Annotated in this window: 15 protein-coding genes; 7 read left to right on the plus strand and 8 right to left on the minus strand. The window is 52.0% G+C overall.

Annotated elements, in window-relative coordinates:
- Positions 1-31: 31 nt before the first annotated feature.
- The 4 genes from fucR to fucI all read right to left on the minus strand — a co-directional run bounded on the left by fucR (position 32) and on the right by fucI (position 4535).
- On the minus strand, positions 32-760 hold the full coding sequence (fucR, locus tag HV314_RS05500) for an L-fucose operon activator (protein WP_137352548.1): 729 nt from the start codon (positions 758-760) through the stop codon (positions 32-34).
- Positions 761-817: 57 nt separating this feature from the next.
- Positions 818-1240, minus strand: a complete 423-nt coding sequence (gene fucU / locus HV314_RS05505) for an L-fucose mutarotase (protein WP_019077593.1) — start codon at positions 1238-1240, stop codon at positions 818-820.
- 1 nt (position 1241) lies between these two features.
- Entirely contained in the window at positions 1242-2660 is a 1419-nt protein-coding gene (gene fucK / locus HV314_RS05510) for an L-fuculokinase (RefSeq protein WP_151222360.1), read from the minus strand.
- A gap of 99 nt (positions 2661-2759) precedes the next feature.
- Positions 2760-4535: an L-fucose isomerase gene (gene fucI / locus HV314_RS05515; RefSeq protein ID WP_047357907.1), complete on the minus strand. Its 1776-nt coding sequence runs from the start codon at positions 4533-4535 to the stop codon at positions 2760-2762.
- Between the two features lie 463 nt (positions 4536-4998).
- Between fucI and HV314_RS05520 the strand changes: the two genes are divergently transcribed.
- From HV314_RS05520 to fucO, 7 genes are all read left to right on the plus strand, one after another.
- Positions 4999-6498 carry a sugar ABC transporter ATP-binding protein gene (locus tag HV314_RS05520; RefSeq protein WP_019077590.1) on the plus strand — a complete coding sequence of 500 codons (1500 nt, stop codon included), beginning with the start codon at positions 4999-5001 and terminating at the stop codon, positions 6496-6498.
- A 3-nt stretch (positions 6499-6501) separates the two neighbouring features.
- The gene (locus HV314_RS05525; protein ID WP_003034055.1) at positions 6502-7485 is read left to right on the plus strand and encodes an ABC transporter permease; all 984 of its coding nucleotides are present in this window, start codon (positions 6502-6504) and stop codon (positions 7483-7485) included.
- A 73-nt stretch (positions 7486-7558) separates the two neighbouring features.
- Complete coding sequence (locus HV314_RS05530) at positions 7559-8509, plus strand: ABC transporter substrate-binding protein (RefSeq protein WP_016157361.1); 951 nt, start codon at positions 7559-7561, stop codon at positions 8507-8509.
- 53 nt (positions 8510-8562) lie between these two features.
- Positions 8563-10143 (plus strand): FGGY-family carbohydrate kinase, encoded by a 1581-nt coding sequence (locus HV314_RS05535; RefSeq protein ID WP_047414355.1) that lies wholly within the window; start codon positions 8563-8565, stop codon positions 10141-10143.
- Between the two features lie 66 nt (positions 10144-10209).
- Positions 10210-11208: a LacI family DNA-binding transcriptional regulator gene (locus HV314_RS05540; protein ID WP_016154251.1), complete on the plus strand. Its 999-nt coding sequence runs from the start codon at positions 10210-10212 to the stop codon at positions 11206-11208.
- Positions 11209-11349: 141 nt separating this feature from the next.
- Positions 11350-11997, plus strand: coding sequence for an L-fuculose-phosphate aldolase (gene fucA / locus HV314_RS05545; protein ID WP_003034062.1), 648 nt, complete (start codon positions 11350-11352; stop codon positions 11995-11997).
- A 27-nt stretch (positions 11998-12024) separates the two neighbouring features.
- Positions 12025-13173, plus strand: a complete 1149-nt coding sequence (gene fucO, locus HV314_RS05550) for a lactaldehyde reductase (RefSeq protein WP_016154250.1) — start codon at positions 12025-12027, stop codon at positions 13171-13173.
- 91 nt (positions 13174-13264) lie between these two features.
- Here the strand turns inward: fucO and xni are convergent, their stop codons facing one another.
- From xni to ppnN, 4 genes are all read right to left on the minus strand, one after another.
- Positions 13265-14020, minus strand: coding sequence for a flap endonuclease Xni (gene xni / locus HV314_RS05555; RefSeq protein WP_016154249.1), 756 nt, complete (start codon positions 14018-14020; stop codon positions 13265-13267).
- 137 nt (positions 14021-14157) lie between these two features.
- Positions 14158-15525 (minus strand): L-serine ammonia-lyase, encoded by a 1368-nt coding sequence (locus HV314_RS05560; RefSeq protein WP_016154248.1) that lies wholly within the window; start codon positions 15523-15525, stop codon positions 14158-14160.
- Between the two features lie 53 nt (positions 15526-15578).
- Positions 15579-16868 (minus strand): HAAAP family serine/threonine permease, encoded by a 1290-nt coding sequence (locus HV314_RS05565; RefSeq protein ID WP_016154247.1) that lies wholly within the window; start codon positions 16866-16868, stop codon positions 15579-15581.
- Positions 16869-17430: 562 nt separating this feature from the next.
- Positions 17431-18795 (minus strand): nucleotide 5'-monophosphate nucleosidase PpnN, encoded by a 1365-nt coding sequence (gene ppnN / locus HV314_RS05570; RefSeq protein ID WP_003840366.1) that lies wholly within the window; start codon positions 18793-18795, stop codon positions 17431-17433.
- Positions 18796-18870 lie beyond the last annotated feature (75 nt).

Here is an 18870-nt window from a genome sequence, read left to right on the forward strand (position 1 = left end):
AAATTGCAGGCCGGATGAAGGCGTAAATGCCTCATCCGGCCTGTATTGTTTCAATTAGCGGCGTATCTGAAATAATATGCGTCACATCATCCAGATGCCCAATCCGGGCCTCCCCCGAACGATTAAATTTACTTTTATCGATCAGCAATAATGACTGCGCTGCGCGCTTAAGCAGAATGGACTTGAAGTCGGCATTGGTCGCGTTAGAGTCCCAAAGTGCGCCGTCGCTGTCGATCCCTACGCAGGAAAAAATAAACAGATCGATCTCGAGTGGTTTGAGCTGCGAGATGAGCGAGGGGTTAACATAGCAACCGTATTTACGCTCAAGGCGACCACCGGAGCTGATGAGCTGAAGGTGTTCGCGTTTAGCCAATTCCTGGCAAATGGGCTGGCTGTTGGTAAAGACGTGAATGTTGATGTCCGGTAACTGTCGCGCCAGGTACCAGCACGTTGAGCTGGCGTCCAGGGCTATCACCATACCTTCTTCGATCCATGCCAGCGCTTCGCGGGCAATATTCGCTTTGTGGGCATAGTGGCTTTTGAGTCGCATATGAAACGGGTCGCCGCTGTCCTGATTTTCCCGATGAATCACTTTGGCCCGCCCGTGATTGCGCAGCACTTTTCCCTGGGCTTGTAGCTCGCTGAGATCGCGGCGGATGGTCTCTTTGCTGACCTTAAGTTGCAAAGCAAGGGTTTCGGTTGTCAGATTTTTGTGGTTGGTAAGCAGATCTACGATCGCCTGCTGGCGCGCCGCTTTCATGTTCTGATCCTCATCTTATGATGAATGCCCGTAGCTGACGGGCATTCAGACCAGAGATTACGGGGTTACTCCTTTTTTTAATAGAATATTCCCGTACTTTGCCCGCTCTCCTGTGATAACGATCGCAAACGCCTGTTGCGCGCGTTCATAGAAGGCATAGCGGTCAATACGCGTGATGTCCGGGCAGGGGGTTTGCAGTGAAAGCGCCTGACGATAGCGGGCCTCGACGTCAGGATCGAGGGCATCGCCTTCAACAGCCGCCATCATCACCAGCGGTGGGGCATAGCTGTCCAGTTCAAAGAGCGGAATAATCGCCTGTAGCAGGTCGCTGACCAATAGACCGTCGGCGCGGATAACCTGCGGTCCCATGCTGTGGGCCGGAAAGTGGGCATCGGAAAATATAATCTCATCGCCGTGGCCCATTTCAGCCAGCACCTTCAGCAGGTCGGGCGAAATTAAGGGAGATATTGTTTTGAGCATGTTACTCAACTCCTGTTAGTTCGGATTCGGTTTGCGGATAGAAGTAACGGTACTGGTAGCGTACCTGCCCGCGTGCCTGTTCCGGTGAGGCAAATTCCCCAATGCCCGACCACGCAAACATTGCGGCACCTGCCACGGTGGTTTCGGCGTCATCCAGCACTTTGACAGGTATCCCGAGAACATTCGCTTTGATCTGATTCCACAACGCGTTACGGCTTCCCCCACCAACCAATAGCAGTTCTGTGGCCTGGAAATGACCGATTTTTTCCAGCGTATGGAGGTTTCGCTGCAGCTGTTCTGTCAGTCCTTCCAGCGCGGCGCGATAAAAGTGCCCACGGGTGGTATTGAGCGTAACCCCTTGCCAGCCCGCATTCTGACAGGCCAGCAGGTCGCAGTGCATCTTCACGCCTTCGGCGCCTGCCGGGATGGCCCTGGCTTCGTCAATCAGCGTCTGCCAGGGGGTGTCGGCAGTCCACAGCAGCTTACGCACCCACTCGAGTACACCGGAAGCCAGCCACTGCATGCCGGGGTTATTAAGTCCAGCCTGGCTATCCAGCTCACAAGTGGAACCCGCATATTGGCTGAGCTGGGAGGTATCCACCTGCGCACTGCGCACCATCAGAATTTCCCATGTGCCGGAAGAGAGCACCGGTTCATCTGGCTGGGCTCCAGCGCCAAATAGCGCAAACTGCGTGTCGTGTCCGGCAGAGATGACCGGAATTCCCGCCGTAAGCCCGAGCAAGCTGGCAGCCTCTGGTTGCAAAGCCCCAATCTGTTCGCCTGCTTCAACCAGGCGCGGGAACAGACGGCGCGGTATGCCCGTAGCTTGCAAAATGTCATGACTAAAATCGCGCTGCCGGATGTCCAGCAGCTGGCTGGTGCCCGCCATGGTGATATCTGTAGTGAACTCGCCGGTTAAACGGTGGTTGATAAGCGACGAGATAAACAACCAGGCGTGCGCCTGCTCCAGAAATTGCGGATGGTTTTCTTGCAGCCACACCAGTTTATACAGCGTGTTGAAGCTAAATGCGCCAACGCCGGAAATTTCCTGCAATTGCTGCGGTGATATGTAGCGGTGAATATTCTCCATCACCGCTGCGGTGCGTGGGCATTTCCAGCTAATCACCGGATACAGCTGCTTGCCGTTCTTATCAACCAGCGCGCCGTCTACGCCAAAAGTGGTGACGGCGATCCCGCGGACATGGCAGGCGGCCAGTTGCGTGCAGAGGCGCTGACAGCAGTCGGCGAAGCGTTGCAGAATGGCCTCCAGCGACCATTGATGCCAGGTACTGTTTTCTGTTGCGATGTCACTGGCGTTCGGGGTTGCTGCGCGGGCGACAATCTTTCCCTGTCGGTCAACGGCGATAGCCCGCACGTTGGTCGCGCCACAGTCGAGAACCAGGATAACGTCTTGTTTCATATTCGCTCCCCAAACGTAGCCGGATGGCGCAGCGCTTACCCGGCCTACAAAATTCACTGCGCAGGCCCGGTAAGCTTGCGCCACCGGGCCAGAGTCGCATTAACGCTTATACAGCGGGCCGTAGTTCTGGCAGGCGCGATAATCCTGGCCTTCCATATCCATACCATGGGCTGCCCAGGCTGAAGGGCGGTAAATTTTTTCGTCTTCCACGTTGTGCATACAAACCGGGATACGCAACATGGCGGCGAGCGTAATAAAGTCCGCGCCCACGTGACCAATCGTCAGTACGCCGTGGTTTGCGCCCCAGTTAGCCATGACGGAATAGACATCGCTGAACGGGCCTTTACCGGTTAAGCGCGGGGCGAACCAGGTGGTTGGCCAGGTGGAGTTGGTGCGCGCATCAAGCTGGTCGTGCATCTCTTTCGGCAATTCCACGCTCCAGCCTTCCGCGATTTGCAGCACCGGGCCCAGGCCTTTGATGATGTTGATGCGGGTCATGGTGAACGGCACGCCGCCCTCGGTCAGGAAGCGAGAAGAATAGCCGCCGCCGCGGAAGTATTCGTGAATAGCCGGACACCATTCGGTAGCCGCCAGGCAATCATCCGCCTCTTTCTGTGAGATTTCCCAGTGCGGCTTCATGGTCGGTTTCCCTTCGCCGTCGCGCTGTTTGCAGGAGCCATCCAGCGCTGCCGAGCCGGAGTTAATCAGGTGAATAATACCGTGCTCAGCAAGGCCGGTTAGCGGTTTACCTGTGACGCGTTCAACCGCCTCTGGCGACCAGTAGGTGCGCACATCGGCAAAGACCTGCGCTGTGCCGGTGAGTTGATGACCAAACAGCATCGCCACGCCGTTCAGGCTGTCGTTTTCGGTGGCGACAACGAACGGTTCGCGAATGCCGTTCCAGTCAAAGGAGCTGTTGAGCAGTGCTTCGGCGGTATCGCCATTCGGGTATTGATCGGTCCAGTGACGCTGGCCCTGGAAGCCTGCGGCAATCGCGTTGTACCCCAGCGACTCTTCAACCCGACCTTTGTCTGCCAGTTTCTGGTTACCCTGCATCATGTCGCGAATGCACATGGCCATCAGCAGACTCTCTTTCAGCACCGCACGGCTCTGCTCTGCGTTACGCTTATATTGCTGTGCGTTCTGATCTTCACCGTAGCGGAAGTTTTTATCCGCCCACGCCAGCGCCATTTCCAGCTCAGCTTCGTCATAGATTTTTTGGTCGATGCGACGACGCAGTTCGGTCATATCAACGGGTTGAACCTTCATTCCCAGCCAGGATTCAAAGAAGTTATGATCGACAATCGAGCCGGCAATGCCCATTGAAACGCCGCCTACGGACAGGTAGCTTTTGCCTTTCATACTGGCAACCGCCAGGCCCGCGCGGGCAAAGCGCAGCAATTTTTCTTCAACATCGGCAGGGATCGTGGTGTCACCGGCATCCTGTACGTCATGGCCGTAAATAGAGAAGGCGGGAAGTCCTTTTTGATTATGCGCAGCCAATGCTGCGGCCAGATAAACTGCGCCGGGACGTTCTGTTCCGTTAAAGCCCCAGATAGCTTTCGGGCGCATCGGATCCATGTCGATGGTTTCGCTACCGTAGCACCAGCATGGGGTAACAGTAATCGTCACGCCTACGTTCAGGCTGCTGAATTTTTCTTCACAGGCGGCAGATTCAGCCATCCCGGCAATGCAAGTGTCGGCAATCACACATTCAATTTGTGCACCACAGGCGTGACGAAGTTTCTCTGTGATCAGCGCAGCAGTGGCTTTTGCCATATTCATGGTTTGCTCTTCGAGCGATTCACGAACACCCATACGGCGCCCATCAATCACCGGACGAATTCCAATTTTCGGTAAGCTATTTTTGTTCATTCGAGGTTCCTCATCTCACTTTATGCCGTGCTGCAAAAGCGGATGTTGAACACCACCGTCGCAGTTGGCTGAATAACCCATTTTTGCTAACTCGAGTTAGCTTAGGTATTAGAGAGTTTTTTGCACAACTTTTTTGTTGTGGAACTGTGAGAGGCTTCACGAGAAGTGGTTAAAATTCGATCTGCGTCAAATAAACCAGGACGGGTATTTTCAATAAATTCTTTTTAAATTAATTGGTTGTAATAAATTGTCTGTTCAGCGTCACAGTTTTAAACCAAATGATTTGGCTATTTTGAGTAGCTAAAATAGCTTTAAAAGGCACTTCGCTAACTCGAGTTAGCATAATTGATAAAACGCATATGAACTTATAGGTAGTATTCGCATTAACGGTGACGATGGCTTCCTGGCAACGTTTTGCGCCTGATTCACTGATTGCAGTTTCTGTATATTGAGGAAAGCAGCAATGTCTGAAACATTTTTACAGATGAGTCATATTACGAAACGTTTTCCCGGCGTATTAGCGTTGAGTAATGTGGATTTTGCTTTACGCAAAGGAGAGGTTCATGCGCTGCTGGGTGAGAATGGCGCAGGAAAGTCTACGTTGATGAAGATTTTATCCGGTGTTTATCAGCCTGATGAAGGGGATATTATTTTTGAGGGACAACCTGTTACTTTTGCGAACCCGTTGAGTGCACAAAGCGCAGGTATCACCATCATTCACCAGGAGTTTAACCTTTTCCCTGAACTCACGGTGGAAGATAATATATTTATTGGCAGGGAGTTTTGCAAAAATAATCGCTGGCGTCTGGATGAAAAACAACAGCGACAGGCAGCTATCGATATTTTGCAAAAATTAAACCTGAATATCTCTCCAGAAACGCTGGTGGCCGATCTGACCGTCGCGCAACAACAAATGGTTGAGATTGCTAAAGCGATATCGGTGAATGCCAAGATTCTTATTATGGATGAACCGACGGCAGCGCTGACCGAAACGGAAATTGACAGCTTATTTCAGGTAACTCGTTTGCTGAAAGAACAGGGAACGGGCATTGTTTATATCTCGCACAGATTAGAGGAACTGGCGCTGATCGCCGATCGCGCGACGGTGATGCGGGATGGTCAGTTTATTGCCACTGTGGATTATGATGCGGTTAAAATTAGCGATCTGATTGCCATGATGGTTGGGCGCGATCTTGGCAATATCTATCCTCGCCGCGAACCTTTGGCTCAACGCAAGCCGGTGTTGGAAGTAAGCGGTCTGACGCGCAATGGCGTATTAAACAATATTGATTTCACTCTGTATCAGGGCGAAATTTTGGGCTTCGCCGGTCTGATGGGGGCAGGACGTACTGAGCTGGCGCGGGCGATTTTTGGTGCGGATCCCATTGATGGCGGAACCCTCAAGCTGAACGGTAACGTGACGGTAATTAAAGATATTCCTGATGCTATCAAACAGGGTATCAGCTATTTAACCGAGGACAGGAAAAAAGAGGGGCTGGCATTAGGACTGTCCGTTGAGCGCAATATTATGTTGGGCAATTATCCTGAGTATTCCGATCGTTATGGCAACGTGGACAGCAAACGTTGTCAGAAAACCAGCGAAGAACAGGTGAAAGCCCTACGCATTAAAACACCACATTTAGAACAGGCTGCTCTGAATTTAAGTGGTGGTAATCAGCAGAAAATTATTATAGCCAGATGGGTGTGTAAAGACACCGATATTCTCATCTTTGATGAACCCACTCGCGGTATTGATGTGGGTGCCAAACTTGAAATTTATGAATTAATGAATCGACTGGTGGCAAAAGGGAAGTCAATTATCATGATCTCCTCTGAATTACCGGAAGTGCTGGGTATGTGCGATCGCATTTTAGTGATGCGTAATGGACGTATTACCGGGGAGTTAGCTTCTGATGACGCCACACAAGAAAAAATCATGCAATATGCGACGTTAGAGGACTAATTTATGACTATCTCTGTAACCTCTTCAGACAGCAATAATAAGAAAATAAAAATTAACAAAGAACTTTTAATGCGCCTTGCGCCGCTTTTGAGTCTGATTATTTTAGTAATATTTTTTAGCTTTGGTTCGCCATTTTTCTTTAACACTGAAAACATCATGACAATCGCTCTGCAAACTTCAGTGATTGGCATTATGGCGATTGGCGTTACCTTCGTCATTATCACGTCAGGAATCGACCTTTCTCTTGGCTCGGTGGTGGCCTTTTCTGGTGTTGCGGTAGGCATCAGCGCCACGCTGGGATTGCCTCTGCCCGTATGTATTCTGGCCGGGGTGCTGGCCGGTGGATTATGCGGCTATATCAATGGTCTGCTGGTCACCAAAATGACTATCCCACCTTTTATCGCCACGCTGGGCCTGATGATGTCCGTCAGAGGCATCAATATGGTGATGACAGATGGTCGTGCGATTTATTTCGCTGATTACCCCACCTTCAAAATGCTGGCCCAGGGACGTTTGTTCGATGTGTTGCCTTATCCCGTTTTTTACCTGGTAGTGGTGGCGCTAATCGCCGCCTACATCCTGAAGAAAACGGTGATTGGTCGCTATGTTTACGCTGTGGGTAGCAATGAGGTGGCCGCACACCTTTCGGGAATTAAAGTTCAACGCGTCAAAATTTTCGTCTACGCCTTTTGCGGTCTGCTGACCGGGATCGCCGGCGTTATTCTGGCCTCACGTCTGAACTCTGGTCAGCCAACGGTTGGCGTGGGTTATGAACTGGAAGCCATCGCGGCGGTTGTTATTGGTGGGACGAGCCTGATGGGAGGAATTGGCACCATCGGCGGGACTATCATCGGCGCATTCATTATGAGCGTGTTGAAAAATGGTCTGAACCTGATGGGGGTTTCCCAGTTCTGGCAAATGGTGGCCATGGGCGTGGTGGTCATTGCGGCGGTTTATCTCGATACATTACGCAAAAAAATTCGTTGATTTACGCTCCCGGAAGTCACGGGGCATCATAACCCTGACGTTTAGGGTGACTCACTCAGAACGGAGTAAAACAATGAGAACCAGGAATTTTGTCTATGCGTTATCCCTGCTGGCCTGTATGACATCCAGCGTATTGGCTAAAGATATGAACCTTCCGGTGGTCAGTAAAGGTTTCCAGCATGAATTCTGGCAAACCGTAAAAATGGGGACGGAAGCGGCAGCAAAAGAGTCGGGTGATAAAACCAGCTATGTTGGCCCGGCGGATGAAACTCAGATTGCCGAGCAGATTCAGCTAGTTGAAAACGCGATGGCGCAAAAACCCAATGGGCTATTGCTGGCAGCGTTAGATGCCAATGCGCTGGCGCCATTAGTTGAGACCGCAAATTCACGCGGCATTAAAGTTGTGACGTTTGACTCCGGCGTGAATTCCGATATTCCAGTGAGCTTTGTCGCCACGAATAACCGTAAAGCCGGTGCTGAAGCGGCGGATGCACTGGCAGCGGAAGTGGGCAGCAAAGGTAAAGTGGGCATTATTGCGCACGTAGCGGGGACCTCCTCAGCGATTGAGCGTTCGGAAGGGTTTATTGCCCGCATGAAGGAGAAATACCCGGAAATCCAGGTGCTACCGGTCCAGTACAGCGATGGCGATCCGCAAAAAGCGATGGATAAAACCATCGATATGATCCAGGCCAACCCTGATATTGCAGGGATTTATGGCACCAATGAAGGCTCAACGCTGGGCGTAGCAAACGCCATTGATAGTCAAAACCTGAAAGGCAAAGTGAAAGTGATTGGTTTTGATAGCACCGAGGCAATCATTGCTTTCCTGAAGTCTGGGGTCATTCAGGGCTTTGTCGTGCAGGACGCTTATCAGATTGGCTACCAGGGTATCAAGACACTAAATGCAGCGGTATCGGGTCAGTCTGTACCGAAAGAAATTGATATTCCGGTTAAATTCGTTAATGCGAAGAACATTGACACCCCGGAAATTGACAAGCTGTTACACCCATTCGGTAAAAAATAACACCGTTGGGGCGAAGTGCTCGCCCCATCATTCGCCAGCGTCAGGGAGTTACTATGGGCAGTGGATATTTCCTCGGTGTGGATGTCGGTTCCGCCAGCGTCAGGGCTGGTGTCTTTGATGCCAGTGGCAAACGGCTGGCTTTTGCGACATATGCCATCTCGCAGTTTCGACCCGGTCCTGAGCGGGTTGAGCAGTCATCTGCAGAAATCTGGCAGCAGGTTTGCCATGCAGTGAAGGAGGCGGTGTCGTCATCCGGGGTTCGCATTGAGGAGATTCGCGCATTGGGATTTGATGCCACCTGTTCATTGGTGGCACTGGATGAACAGGGGCGGGGTCTGGCAGTTTCACCAGGCGAACCATCAGACCATAACATCATCATGTGGATGGATCATCGTGCGGCGCAGGAGACGCAACGTATAAACGCCACGCAGGATCCGGCTCTGCGCTACGTTGGCGGTGAAGTCAGCGTCGAAATGGAGCTTCCTAAAGTACTGTGGTTGAAAAACCATTTTCCAGCCACCTGGCAGAGTGCGTATCGCTTCTACGATCTGGCGGACTTTCTGGTCTCTAAAGCTACCGCCTGTGATGTTGCTGGTCTGTGCACGCTGACGTGTAAATGGAACTATCTGGCACATGAACAACGCTTTAGCCACTCTTTGCTTGACGCTGTTGAGCTAACGGATTTGTTGGGAAAAATCCCGTCGCGGATCCTGCCGCCAGGCGCCGCCGTTGGAACGCTTAGCGCCGATGCGGCCCAGGCGCTGGGGCTGACGACTGCAGTGGTCGTCGCTAGCGGAATGATTGATGCCCATGCGGGCGGAGTAGCGCTTGCTGGTGTTGAGCCTGAGGGGACGTTGGCGTTGATCAGCGGAACGTCAAATTGCCATATGCTGTGCAGCGAGCAGGAAATTCATACACCTGGTGTATGGGGGCCGTACTGGTCAGCCATGCTGCCAGGCTACTGGCTGACAGAAGGGGGGCAAAGTGCTGCTGGGGCGTTAGTCGACTGGACGCTTCAGGAGTCAGGAGCCAGCGCGGCGCTATTTCACAAGGCTGAGGCGCGGGGTTGCCATCCCATCGTTTTAGTTAATGAATGGGTCGCCGCACTTGAGGCGCAGGAGTCAGAGCCTGGTCGTTATTTGCATGTGCTGGCCGATCACCACGGCAATCGTTCACCGCGCGCGCGACCCGATGCCCGGGGGAGTGTTTGCGGTTTGACTCTTGAGCGAGGCGAGATGCAGGTTGCTCGTCTGTACCTGGCGACATTACAGGCGATCGCCTGCGGTACGCGGCATATTATGGAAGTGATGCGCGAAAACGGTCACACCATTTCCCGACTGACGCTGTGCGGCGGCGCAACGCATAACCCACTGTGGTTGCGAGAATATGCCGATGCCACCGGATGCGATATTCATCTGATGCAGGAAGAGGATGCAGTGACGTTAGGTGCGGCCATCACCGGCGCGGTTGCCTGCGGCGCGTGGGAAAATATTCCATCTGCATGCCAGGCGATGGTTCGATCAGGCGAGGTGATTAAGGCTAACCCGGCACGGCGGAACTTCTATGACCGCAAATATCAGGCTTATCTGATGATGTGGGATCAGCAGCAGGCGATTAACCAACTTATGCAGTAAGACAAAAGTTTAAAATACTTTTATGATTGTAGATTGACGTTTTTGGATGTGAACTGGGGCATATAAATGGCTAAAACAGTAGAACAGATAGCCAGCGATCTGAATTTATCGGTTACGACCGTACGACTGGTGCTGAACGGGAAAGCAGAGCAATATCGAATCAGTGTCAAAACCCAAACGCGTATTAATGAATATGTCGAGCGCTATGGTTACGTCATTAACCATTCAGCACGTAGCCTGAAATTGAATAAAACGGATACGTTGGGATTGATTGTGCCCAATATTTCCAACGTGTTTTTTGCCACACTCGCAGAAAAACTTGAGCAACGCTGTCGTCGTTCCGGTTATCAGCTAACGATTAGCTGTACCTATGACGATGTTGATTACGAAAATAAACTGACCAAAGCGTTAATAGCTCGCAATGTCGATGGCCTTTTTATTGTTCCCTCAACATTAGAGAATCAGCAGCACCATTTACGTCAGGTCAGAAAACCGATGGTGTTACTTGACCGTGATTTTAAGTATACCGATAACGCTCTGGTAGAAAGCCATAACATTTTGGGCGGCGAAAAATTGACGCAAAGTTTGTTTGACGCTGGAAAGTCGCCGATCTGGTTTTTGGTGGGAGATACCGGATTACCCAGCATCGGCGACCGTTTACAAGGTTATCTTAATGCATTGAACAATAATGGTATTTTGCATAGCGATTGGGTGCGCGAAGGTCCGGACAACACGCCCGAGGGAGGTTATCGACTGATGGATGAGTTGATCGGCGAACAGGGCTGTCCACAGGCATTTATCGCCTCATCATTACCCGTACTGGAGGGGGCCATTAATGCTATTCGTAATCGTTTTGGCACAATTCCACCTGAAATTAACATTGGGACATTCGATGAACACCCAATGCTGGGATTCCTCGCCAATAATGTCTGGTCAATGCAGCAGGATGAAAATGTTTGGGCGGAAAAAGCGTTCGATATGATGATGAGTGCTATTGATGACCAGCCAATTAAAGAAACTGTAAAAGTTGAGATGAAGCTTATTAAGCGCGTAAGACAACCTTAATACGCCGCTATAAATAAATCGGCCTACTGAACATGAATATATATGTTCAGTGGCTGCCAGTATCTGAAACCTGACCCGTCTTATTCTGCGGCTGCATTTTTCGCAATAAAGACGAGGGGAAACTGTACCCGGAGAATCATTATGGAAAGAATGCGTTTGTCGCGAGAAATCATTGAAACCTGCCTTGAAATGACCAGCCTTGGATTGAATCAGGGGACGGCGGGAAATGTGAGTGCGCGTTATGAAAATGGGATGCTGATCACGCCCAGCGGTATTCCTTACGAAAGACTTACTGAAAATATGATCGTGTATGTAGATAACGACGGGAAATATGATAAAGGACAATTACCCTCCAGTGAATGGCGTTTTCACCTGGCGGCATACCAGACGCGTCCCGATGCCAATGCGGTTGTCCATAACCATGCCGTACATTGCACGGCCGTTTCTATTCTTAATCGCCCTATCCCGGCAATTCACTACATGATTGCGGCGGCTGGGGGGAACTCTATTCCGTGTGCGCCTTATGCGACGTTTGGTACACGAGAGCTGTCAGAGCATGTGAGCGTCGCCCTGAAAAACCGTAAGGCAACGCTTTTACAGCACCATGGGTTGATTGCTTGTGAAGCGAATTTGGAAAAAGCACTGTGGTTGGCGCATGAAGTGGAAGTTCTGGCCCGCCTTTATCTGAGCACGCTGGCGATTGTTGACCCAGTGCCGGTGCTGGATGACGAGGAGATCGCTATTGTGCTGGAGAAATTCAAATCTTACGGATTACGCATTGAAGAGTAATTTCGCATAGCGAAAAGGAGAAATACGATGGCGAACAGAATGATTCTGAACGAAACGGCATGGTTTGGCCGGGGAGCTGTTGGTGCATTAACCGATGAAGTCATCCGTCGTGGTTATCGCAAAGCGTTGATTGTGACTGATAAAAATCTGGTGCAGTGCGGCGTTGTCGATAAGGTGACTTCCCGAATGGATGCTGCTGGTCTGGCATGGGAAATCTATTCAGGCGTTATTCCTAACCCAACCATTGCGGTGGTGCAGGAAGGGTTGGGTGTCTTTCAGCAAAGCGGCGCAGACTATCTGATCGCCATCGGCGGAGGCTCCCCTCAGGATACCTGTAAAGCGATTGGCATTATCAATAATAACCCTGAGTTTGCGGATGTACGCAGCCTTGAAGGGTTATCGCCAACACGCAACCCGAGCGTGCCGGTTATGGCTATCCCCACCACCGCGGGAACGGCAGCGGAAGTGACCATTAACTACGTGATCACTGACGAAGAAAATCGGCGTAAGTTTGTTTGTGTCGATCCCCATGACATCCCACAGGTAGCGTTCATCGATGCAGACATGATGGACGGCATGCCAGCGGCGCTAAAAGCCGCCACCGGAGTGGATGCCCTGACCCATGCTATTGAGGGGTACATCACGCGGGCGGCATGGGCGCTTACCGATGCGCTGCACATTAAAGCCATTGAAATGATAGCCGGGGCATTACGTGGTTCCGTTGCGGGCGATACCCAGGCTGGGGAAGCGATGGCGCTGGGCCAGTACGTGGCCGGGATGGGCTTTTCCAACGTTGGTCTGGGATTAGTGCATGGAATGGCACACCCGTTAGGCGCGTTTTATAACACGCCGCACGGCGTAGCAAATGCCATTTTGCTGCCGCACGTGATGCGCTATAACGCCGAATTCACCGGGGAAAAATTCCGCGATATCGCCCGGGTGATGGGAGTTAAGGTTGAAGGACTGACGCTGGCAGAGGCACGTAAAGCGGCAGTAGATGCCGTCTTCGCCCTTAACCGCGATGTAGGGATCCCACTGCATTTACGCGATGTTGGCGTACGTAAAGAGGATATTCCTGCGCTGGCACAGGCGGCATTGGACGATGTTTGTACCGGGGGAAATCCCCGTGAAGCGAATCTTGGGGATATCGTTGAGCTGTACCACACCGCCTGGTAATTTTTCAGCGTGACGGCGTGAAAGCCTTATCCGGCCTACCGGGGTGTTCGACGTGTAGGCCAGATAAGCACAGCGCCATTCGGCAACAGAGCTATCGCACCAACCGTAATTGCTGCAGGTTTCCGTCGATATGTAAGTCCGTTTGCAGCCGTGCGATATCGCGACACAGAAACGCCATCTCCTGGTGCATCTCTAGTTTCTTGCGCCACTTGTCCGGTACTTCATCAAGATGCGCGTAAATGCCTTCCAGATGTTGAAACTGTACGAGCAGCTGCGTGGCGCTTTTGGGACCAATACCTGCAACCCCCGGTACTTTCGAACTGCTGATCCCGGCCAGTCCCCAGTAATCAGGCAACTGCTGCGGCAGCACGCCAAACTCTTTCTCAATAAACGGTGCATCCAGCCAGCGCTTCTGGAAGTAGTCACGAATACGCAGCGTCGGGGAGAGCAACTGACAATAGCCTTTATCGGTTGAGACGATGGTAGCCTGATGTCCCGCCTGGCTCACTTTAACCGCCAGGGTTGCGGCTAAATCATCGGCTTCATTCCCGCTGGAGACCCAACAGCAGACGCCGCGCTGTTCAAAAGCGGCGCGTAAGGCGGGCATTTCCTGGTGCAATTCATCAGGCATCGGGGGGCGACCGGCTTTGTAGTCAGGCAACCGTTGGTGACGCCAGCCGCTGTTGCGCGCTTCATCATCGAATACCGCCACGGCGTGCGTAGGCTGACTGTGCACAATCAACTGATCGAGCGCGTGCTGGCACGTCTCTACGCAGGGTGAGCCCTGTACGGCGTGAATGCGGCGGATAAGGTTCAGTGCATCGACAATGAGCAGGTGGACGGCCACGGTGTTCTCCCTAACAAATAAGTTTGTAGGGTAACATTCACGGCGAGGGGAGGCGAGTGTTGCGAAATAGCGTTATCCGTAGACCGGATGGCGGCGAGCGCCTCATCCGGCCTACAGATCCTGAAACGTGGTGGGACTTAATCGCAGGTGACAATCTTCATCGCCAGACCGCCGCGAGATGTTTCACGGTATTTGGCGTTCATGTCTTTACCGGTTTCGTACATGGTCTCGATGACTTTATCAAGGCACACGCGCGGTTCGCTGGTACGGCGCAGCGCCATACGTGCGGCGTTCACTGCTTTAACCGAAGCAATGGCGTTACGCTCAATGCACGGTACCTGCACCTGGCCGGCAACCGGATCGCAGGTCAGACCCAGGTTATGTTCCATACCGATTTCCGCCGCGATGCACACCTGCATTGGGCTACCGCCCAGCAGTTCAGCCAGACCGGCCGCAGCCATGGAGCAGGCAACGCCGACTTCACCCTGACAGCCCACTTCGGCGCCAGAGATAGAGGCGTTCATCTTGTACAGTGAACCAATGGCGCTCGCGACCAGCATGTAGCGTGCCAGCGAGTTAGCATTCACTTCGCGGATAAACTTGTCGTAGTACGCCAGCACGGCAGGAACAATCCCGCATGCGCCATTAGTTGGCGCCGTAACCACGCGTCCACCGGCAGCGTTTTCTTCGTTCACGGCCAGCGCGAACATGTTGATCCAGTCAACAACCGCCATCGGATCAGTGGTGGTTTTGTCGCTGCTGACCAGCATACGACGCAGCGCCGCCGCGCGACGTGGAACGCGCAGTTTGCCCGGCAATACACCTTCGGTGGTGATGCCGCGCTCAATCCCGCTGCGCATGACGTCCCAGACGTTGGCGAAGTGTTGTTCCAGCTCTTCTTTGCTGTGCAGCGCCAGTTCGTTTTGCATCATCAGACCGGAAAGTGACAGGCCGGTTTCCTGGCAATGACGTTGCAAATCAGCCGCAGATTTATACGGATACGGCACGTTTACCGGAGAGTTGTTCGGTAAACCAAAATGTTCTTCATCAACGATGAACCCACCGCCAATGGAATAGTAAGTCTGGCTGTAAATGGCTTTTTCGCCCGCCAGTGCGGTAATACGCATCCCGTTTTCGTGCAGGGACAGATTGTCCGCATGGAAATTCATGCACTTGTCGACCGGGAACTCGACCTCATGTTGACCGTCCGCCAGCAGCAAACGTCCATGAGTATTCACATCCTGGATAAAGGCCGGGATGGCATCAATGTCTACGGTATCCGGCAGATTACCCGCCAGGCCCATAATAATCGCGATGTCGGTATGGTGACCTTTCCCCGTCAGAGACAAAGAGCCATAGACATCAACCACTACGCGGGTTACGTCAGTGAGAATTCCGCGTGCAATCAGGTCATCCGTGAATTGTTTGCCTGCTTTCATCGGGCCAACAGTGTGGGAGCTGGAAGGGCCAATGCCGATTTTGAAAATATCGAATACGCTAATCATGAGGCGTCCATTGTGTATCGAGGTGCGCCGCCCCGAGGAGCGGCGCAGGGGAATTAACTGAACAGAGAGTAGAAAATAGCGGAGATAGCGATCAGGCCCATAATCACAACGAAGACGTTGCTGATATGGCCGCTGTATTTACGCATTGCCGGTACTTTCTGAATTGCATACATCGGCATCAGGAACAGAATCATCGCGATGATTGGGCCACCCAGGGTTTCAATCATACCGAGGATACTTGGGTTCAGCGTCGCCACAATCCAGGTGGTTACCAGCATGAACAGCGCAGTGATTTTGTTCAGTTTGTTGATTTCGATGGTTTTGCCTTTGCCGCGCAGAGACTTAATCACCATACCGTTGAAACCTTCACGTGCGCCCAGGTAGTGGCCGAGGAAGGATTTGGTGATAGCGATAATCGCGATGATCGGTGCCATCCAGGCAATGATCGGCGCGTTAAAGTGGTTTGCCAGGTAAGACAGGATAGAGATGTTCTGCTCTTTCGCTGCAGCCAGATCCGCTGGGGTCAGGCTAAATACGCAGCTGAAGACGAAGAACATAACGGTCAGCACCATCATGATGTGAGCGAATGCCAGAATCTTAGAGCATTTCTTCTCAGCTTCATCACCGTATTCTTCACGCTTCGCCACGGCGAAGGAGGAGATGATTGGTGAGTGGTTGAAGGAGAACACCATTACCGGAATTGCCAGCCACAGGGTCAACAGCAGTCCGTTGCCGGTGGTTGCTGCAGAGTCAAAGGACAGGGTTTCCAGAACTGCACCGCTCCACTGAGGGATCAGGTACAGCGCCAGCAGCATCAGGGCGGCAACAAACGGGAATACCAGGATGCTCATCGCCTTCACGATCATCTGCTCACCGAAACGCACGATGGTCATCATGCCGACAATCAGGATCAGAGACAGGATTGCGCGCGGCGGCGGCGTAATTGCCAACTGGTGGGTCAGGAAGCTTTCGACGGTGTTGGTGATTGCTACGCTGTAGACCAACAGAATTGGGTAGATAGCGAAGAAGTAGAGCAGGGTAATCAGTTTTCCTGCGCCTACACCAAAGTGTTCTTCTACAACTTCAGTAATGTCTTCACCCGGATTTTTACCGGACAGCACGAAGCGAGTCAGGCCGCGGTGTGCAAAGAAGGTCATTGGGAAAGCGAGGATCGCCATGATGATCAGCGGAATCATACCGCCTACGCCTGCGTTAATCGGCAGGAACAATACACCCGCGCCAATCGCCGTGCCGTAAAGGCCCAGCATCCACATGGTGTCTGTCTTGCGCCATGCGCTGCGGGTCTGGCCCGTAACGATAGTGCTGGTTTGAGTGTTTTCCATCTATTTCTCCTGGAGGAAGCTTAAAAAGTCGGGTTTGGGGTCAATCCAATGAGAAAATACCCGACTGTAAATCGAAATTCGTTGAGCGATTTTTTATATAATTTTTCGCCGTAATAATTTGCGGGCGGAAAGATACATTTTAGTAATGAATGTATCAGTGATCGCGATCCCAAATGCAATAATCCACCTTTTATGTGGATAAATTTGGACCATTAATCTGTTAAAAAATAGTCAAAGCGAATTTACGGGCGCGAAGGCTAACATTAACGACATATATCATGAAAGCGAAGGCGCGAAGATACGAGCGTTACGCTGTAAAAACTGTTGTTTTTAGAGGATTTTGGCGACTAATAATAATTTCCTAAGATAAATCACGGTTGGGTTTTAAAGGTAATCGTTTGCGCAGCGCGTTATTTTTAATGAAACATCATCGGTATTTATATGATCGTCTGAGCTATGTGACTGGTATCACTAAAAAAAGCCGGGAGGCTGATGCGCCAAACCCGGCTTTGATATGGACAAAACTGTCACCGCGATAGCGTCTGCTGGCGGCTGTTGGAGGTTAGGCGCAAATCTCGTAGCAAGGGATATACGCGGAGCCAGGTAACTTCATACGATGCTGTGCAACAAAGCCCTGCAGGAGATCGTCCATGCGGCGCATCATTTCGCGGTCACCGTGGATTTTGTACGGGCCAAACTCTTCGATGGCGCGGATCCCGACTTCCTTCACGTTACCGGCTACAATCCCCGAGAACGCACGGCGCAGGTCTGCCGCCAGTACTTCCACGGGTTGATCCGGGTACAGCTTCAGGTTAGCCATGTTTTCATGGGACGGCTCGAACGGCATCTGCAAATCAGGCGCGATACGAATAGACCAGTTAAAGCTGTAGGCATCACCGGTGTCACGGCGGTTCTCTTTCACCAGCGGCATCGCTTTTTTCATCAGACGAGCCACTTCTGCTGCATCGTCTATGATAATGCGATAGTGGCGACGCGCATCTTCCCCCAGCGTGTGCACGATAAATTCGTCCAGCACGCGGAAGTAATCGGCGCTCTCTTTTGGTCCAGTCAGGATCAGCGGTAAAACTTGATCTTTGTTGGCCGGGTTCATCAGGATCCCCAGCAGATACAGCAGTTCTTCTGCTGTCCCTACGCCGCCTGGGAAGATGATTATACCGTGGGCGATACGCACGAACGCTTCCAGACGTTTTTCAATGTCTGGCATGATTATCAGTTCGTTAACCAGCGGGTTAGGCGGCTCAGCGGCAATGATTGACGGTTCGGTCATACCGATAAAGCGGCTGTCTTTGTATCGTTGCTGGGCGTGACCGACCGCAGCGCCTTTCATTGGCGCTTCCATCGCCCCCGGACCACAGCCGGTACAGATGTTCAGTTCGCGCAGGCCCAACTGGGTACCAACGCGACGGGCGTACAGGTACTCATTTTCGTTGATTGAGTGACCCCCCCAGCAGACGACCATGTTCGGCGCTTCACCCACGTGTAGCGCCCGGGCATTGCGCAGGATCGAGAATACCAGGTTGGTAATATGCACCGAGCTTTCAAGATCCAGATGCTGAAAGCGACCGGCGTTATGGATCTGGCCATTGACGAACAGAATGTCGCGCAGCACGGCAAACAGGTTGGCCTGCAGTGCGCGAATAATGCGTCCATCAACAAACGCATCTTCAGGTGGGTTGATCAGTTCCAGCTTCACGCCCCGTTCGCGGCGCAGCACGTTAATGTCGAAACTTTCAAAGCGTGACAGCAGCTCTTTGCTGTTGTCGGTCAAACTGCCGGAGTTCAGAACGGCAAGCGAACAGTTACGAAACAGTTGATACAGGTCGCTGCTGGCCGTGCGTTTAAGCATATCGACTTCCAACTGCGACAACATGTCCATTGAGCCAAGCGGGCTAATATGTGTAATCAAGTAAACTCCTTATGGGACGCAACACGTCATTCCCTGTTGATTACAATAGCCCTGGCTTATGACCTTTCACAACCT

It is taken from the genome of Citrobacter sp. RHBSTW-00887 (assembly GCF_013728095.1).
In the GTDB taxonomy this organism is placed as follows: domain Bacteria; phylum Pseudomonadota; class Gammaproteobacteria; order Enterobacterales; family Enterobacteriaceae; genus Citrobacter; species Citrobacter braakii.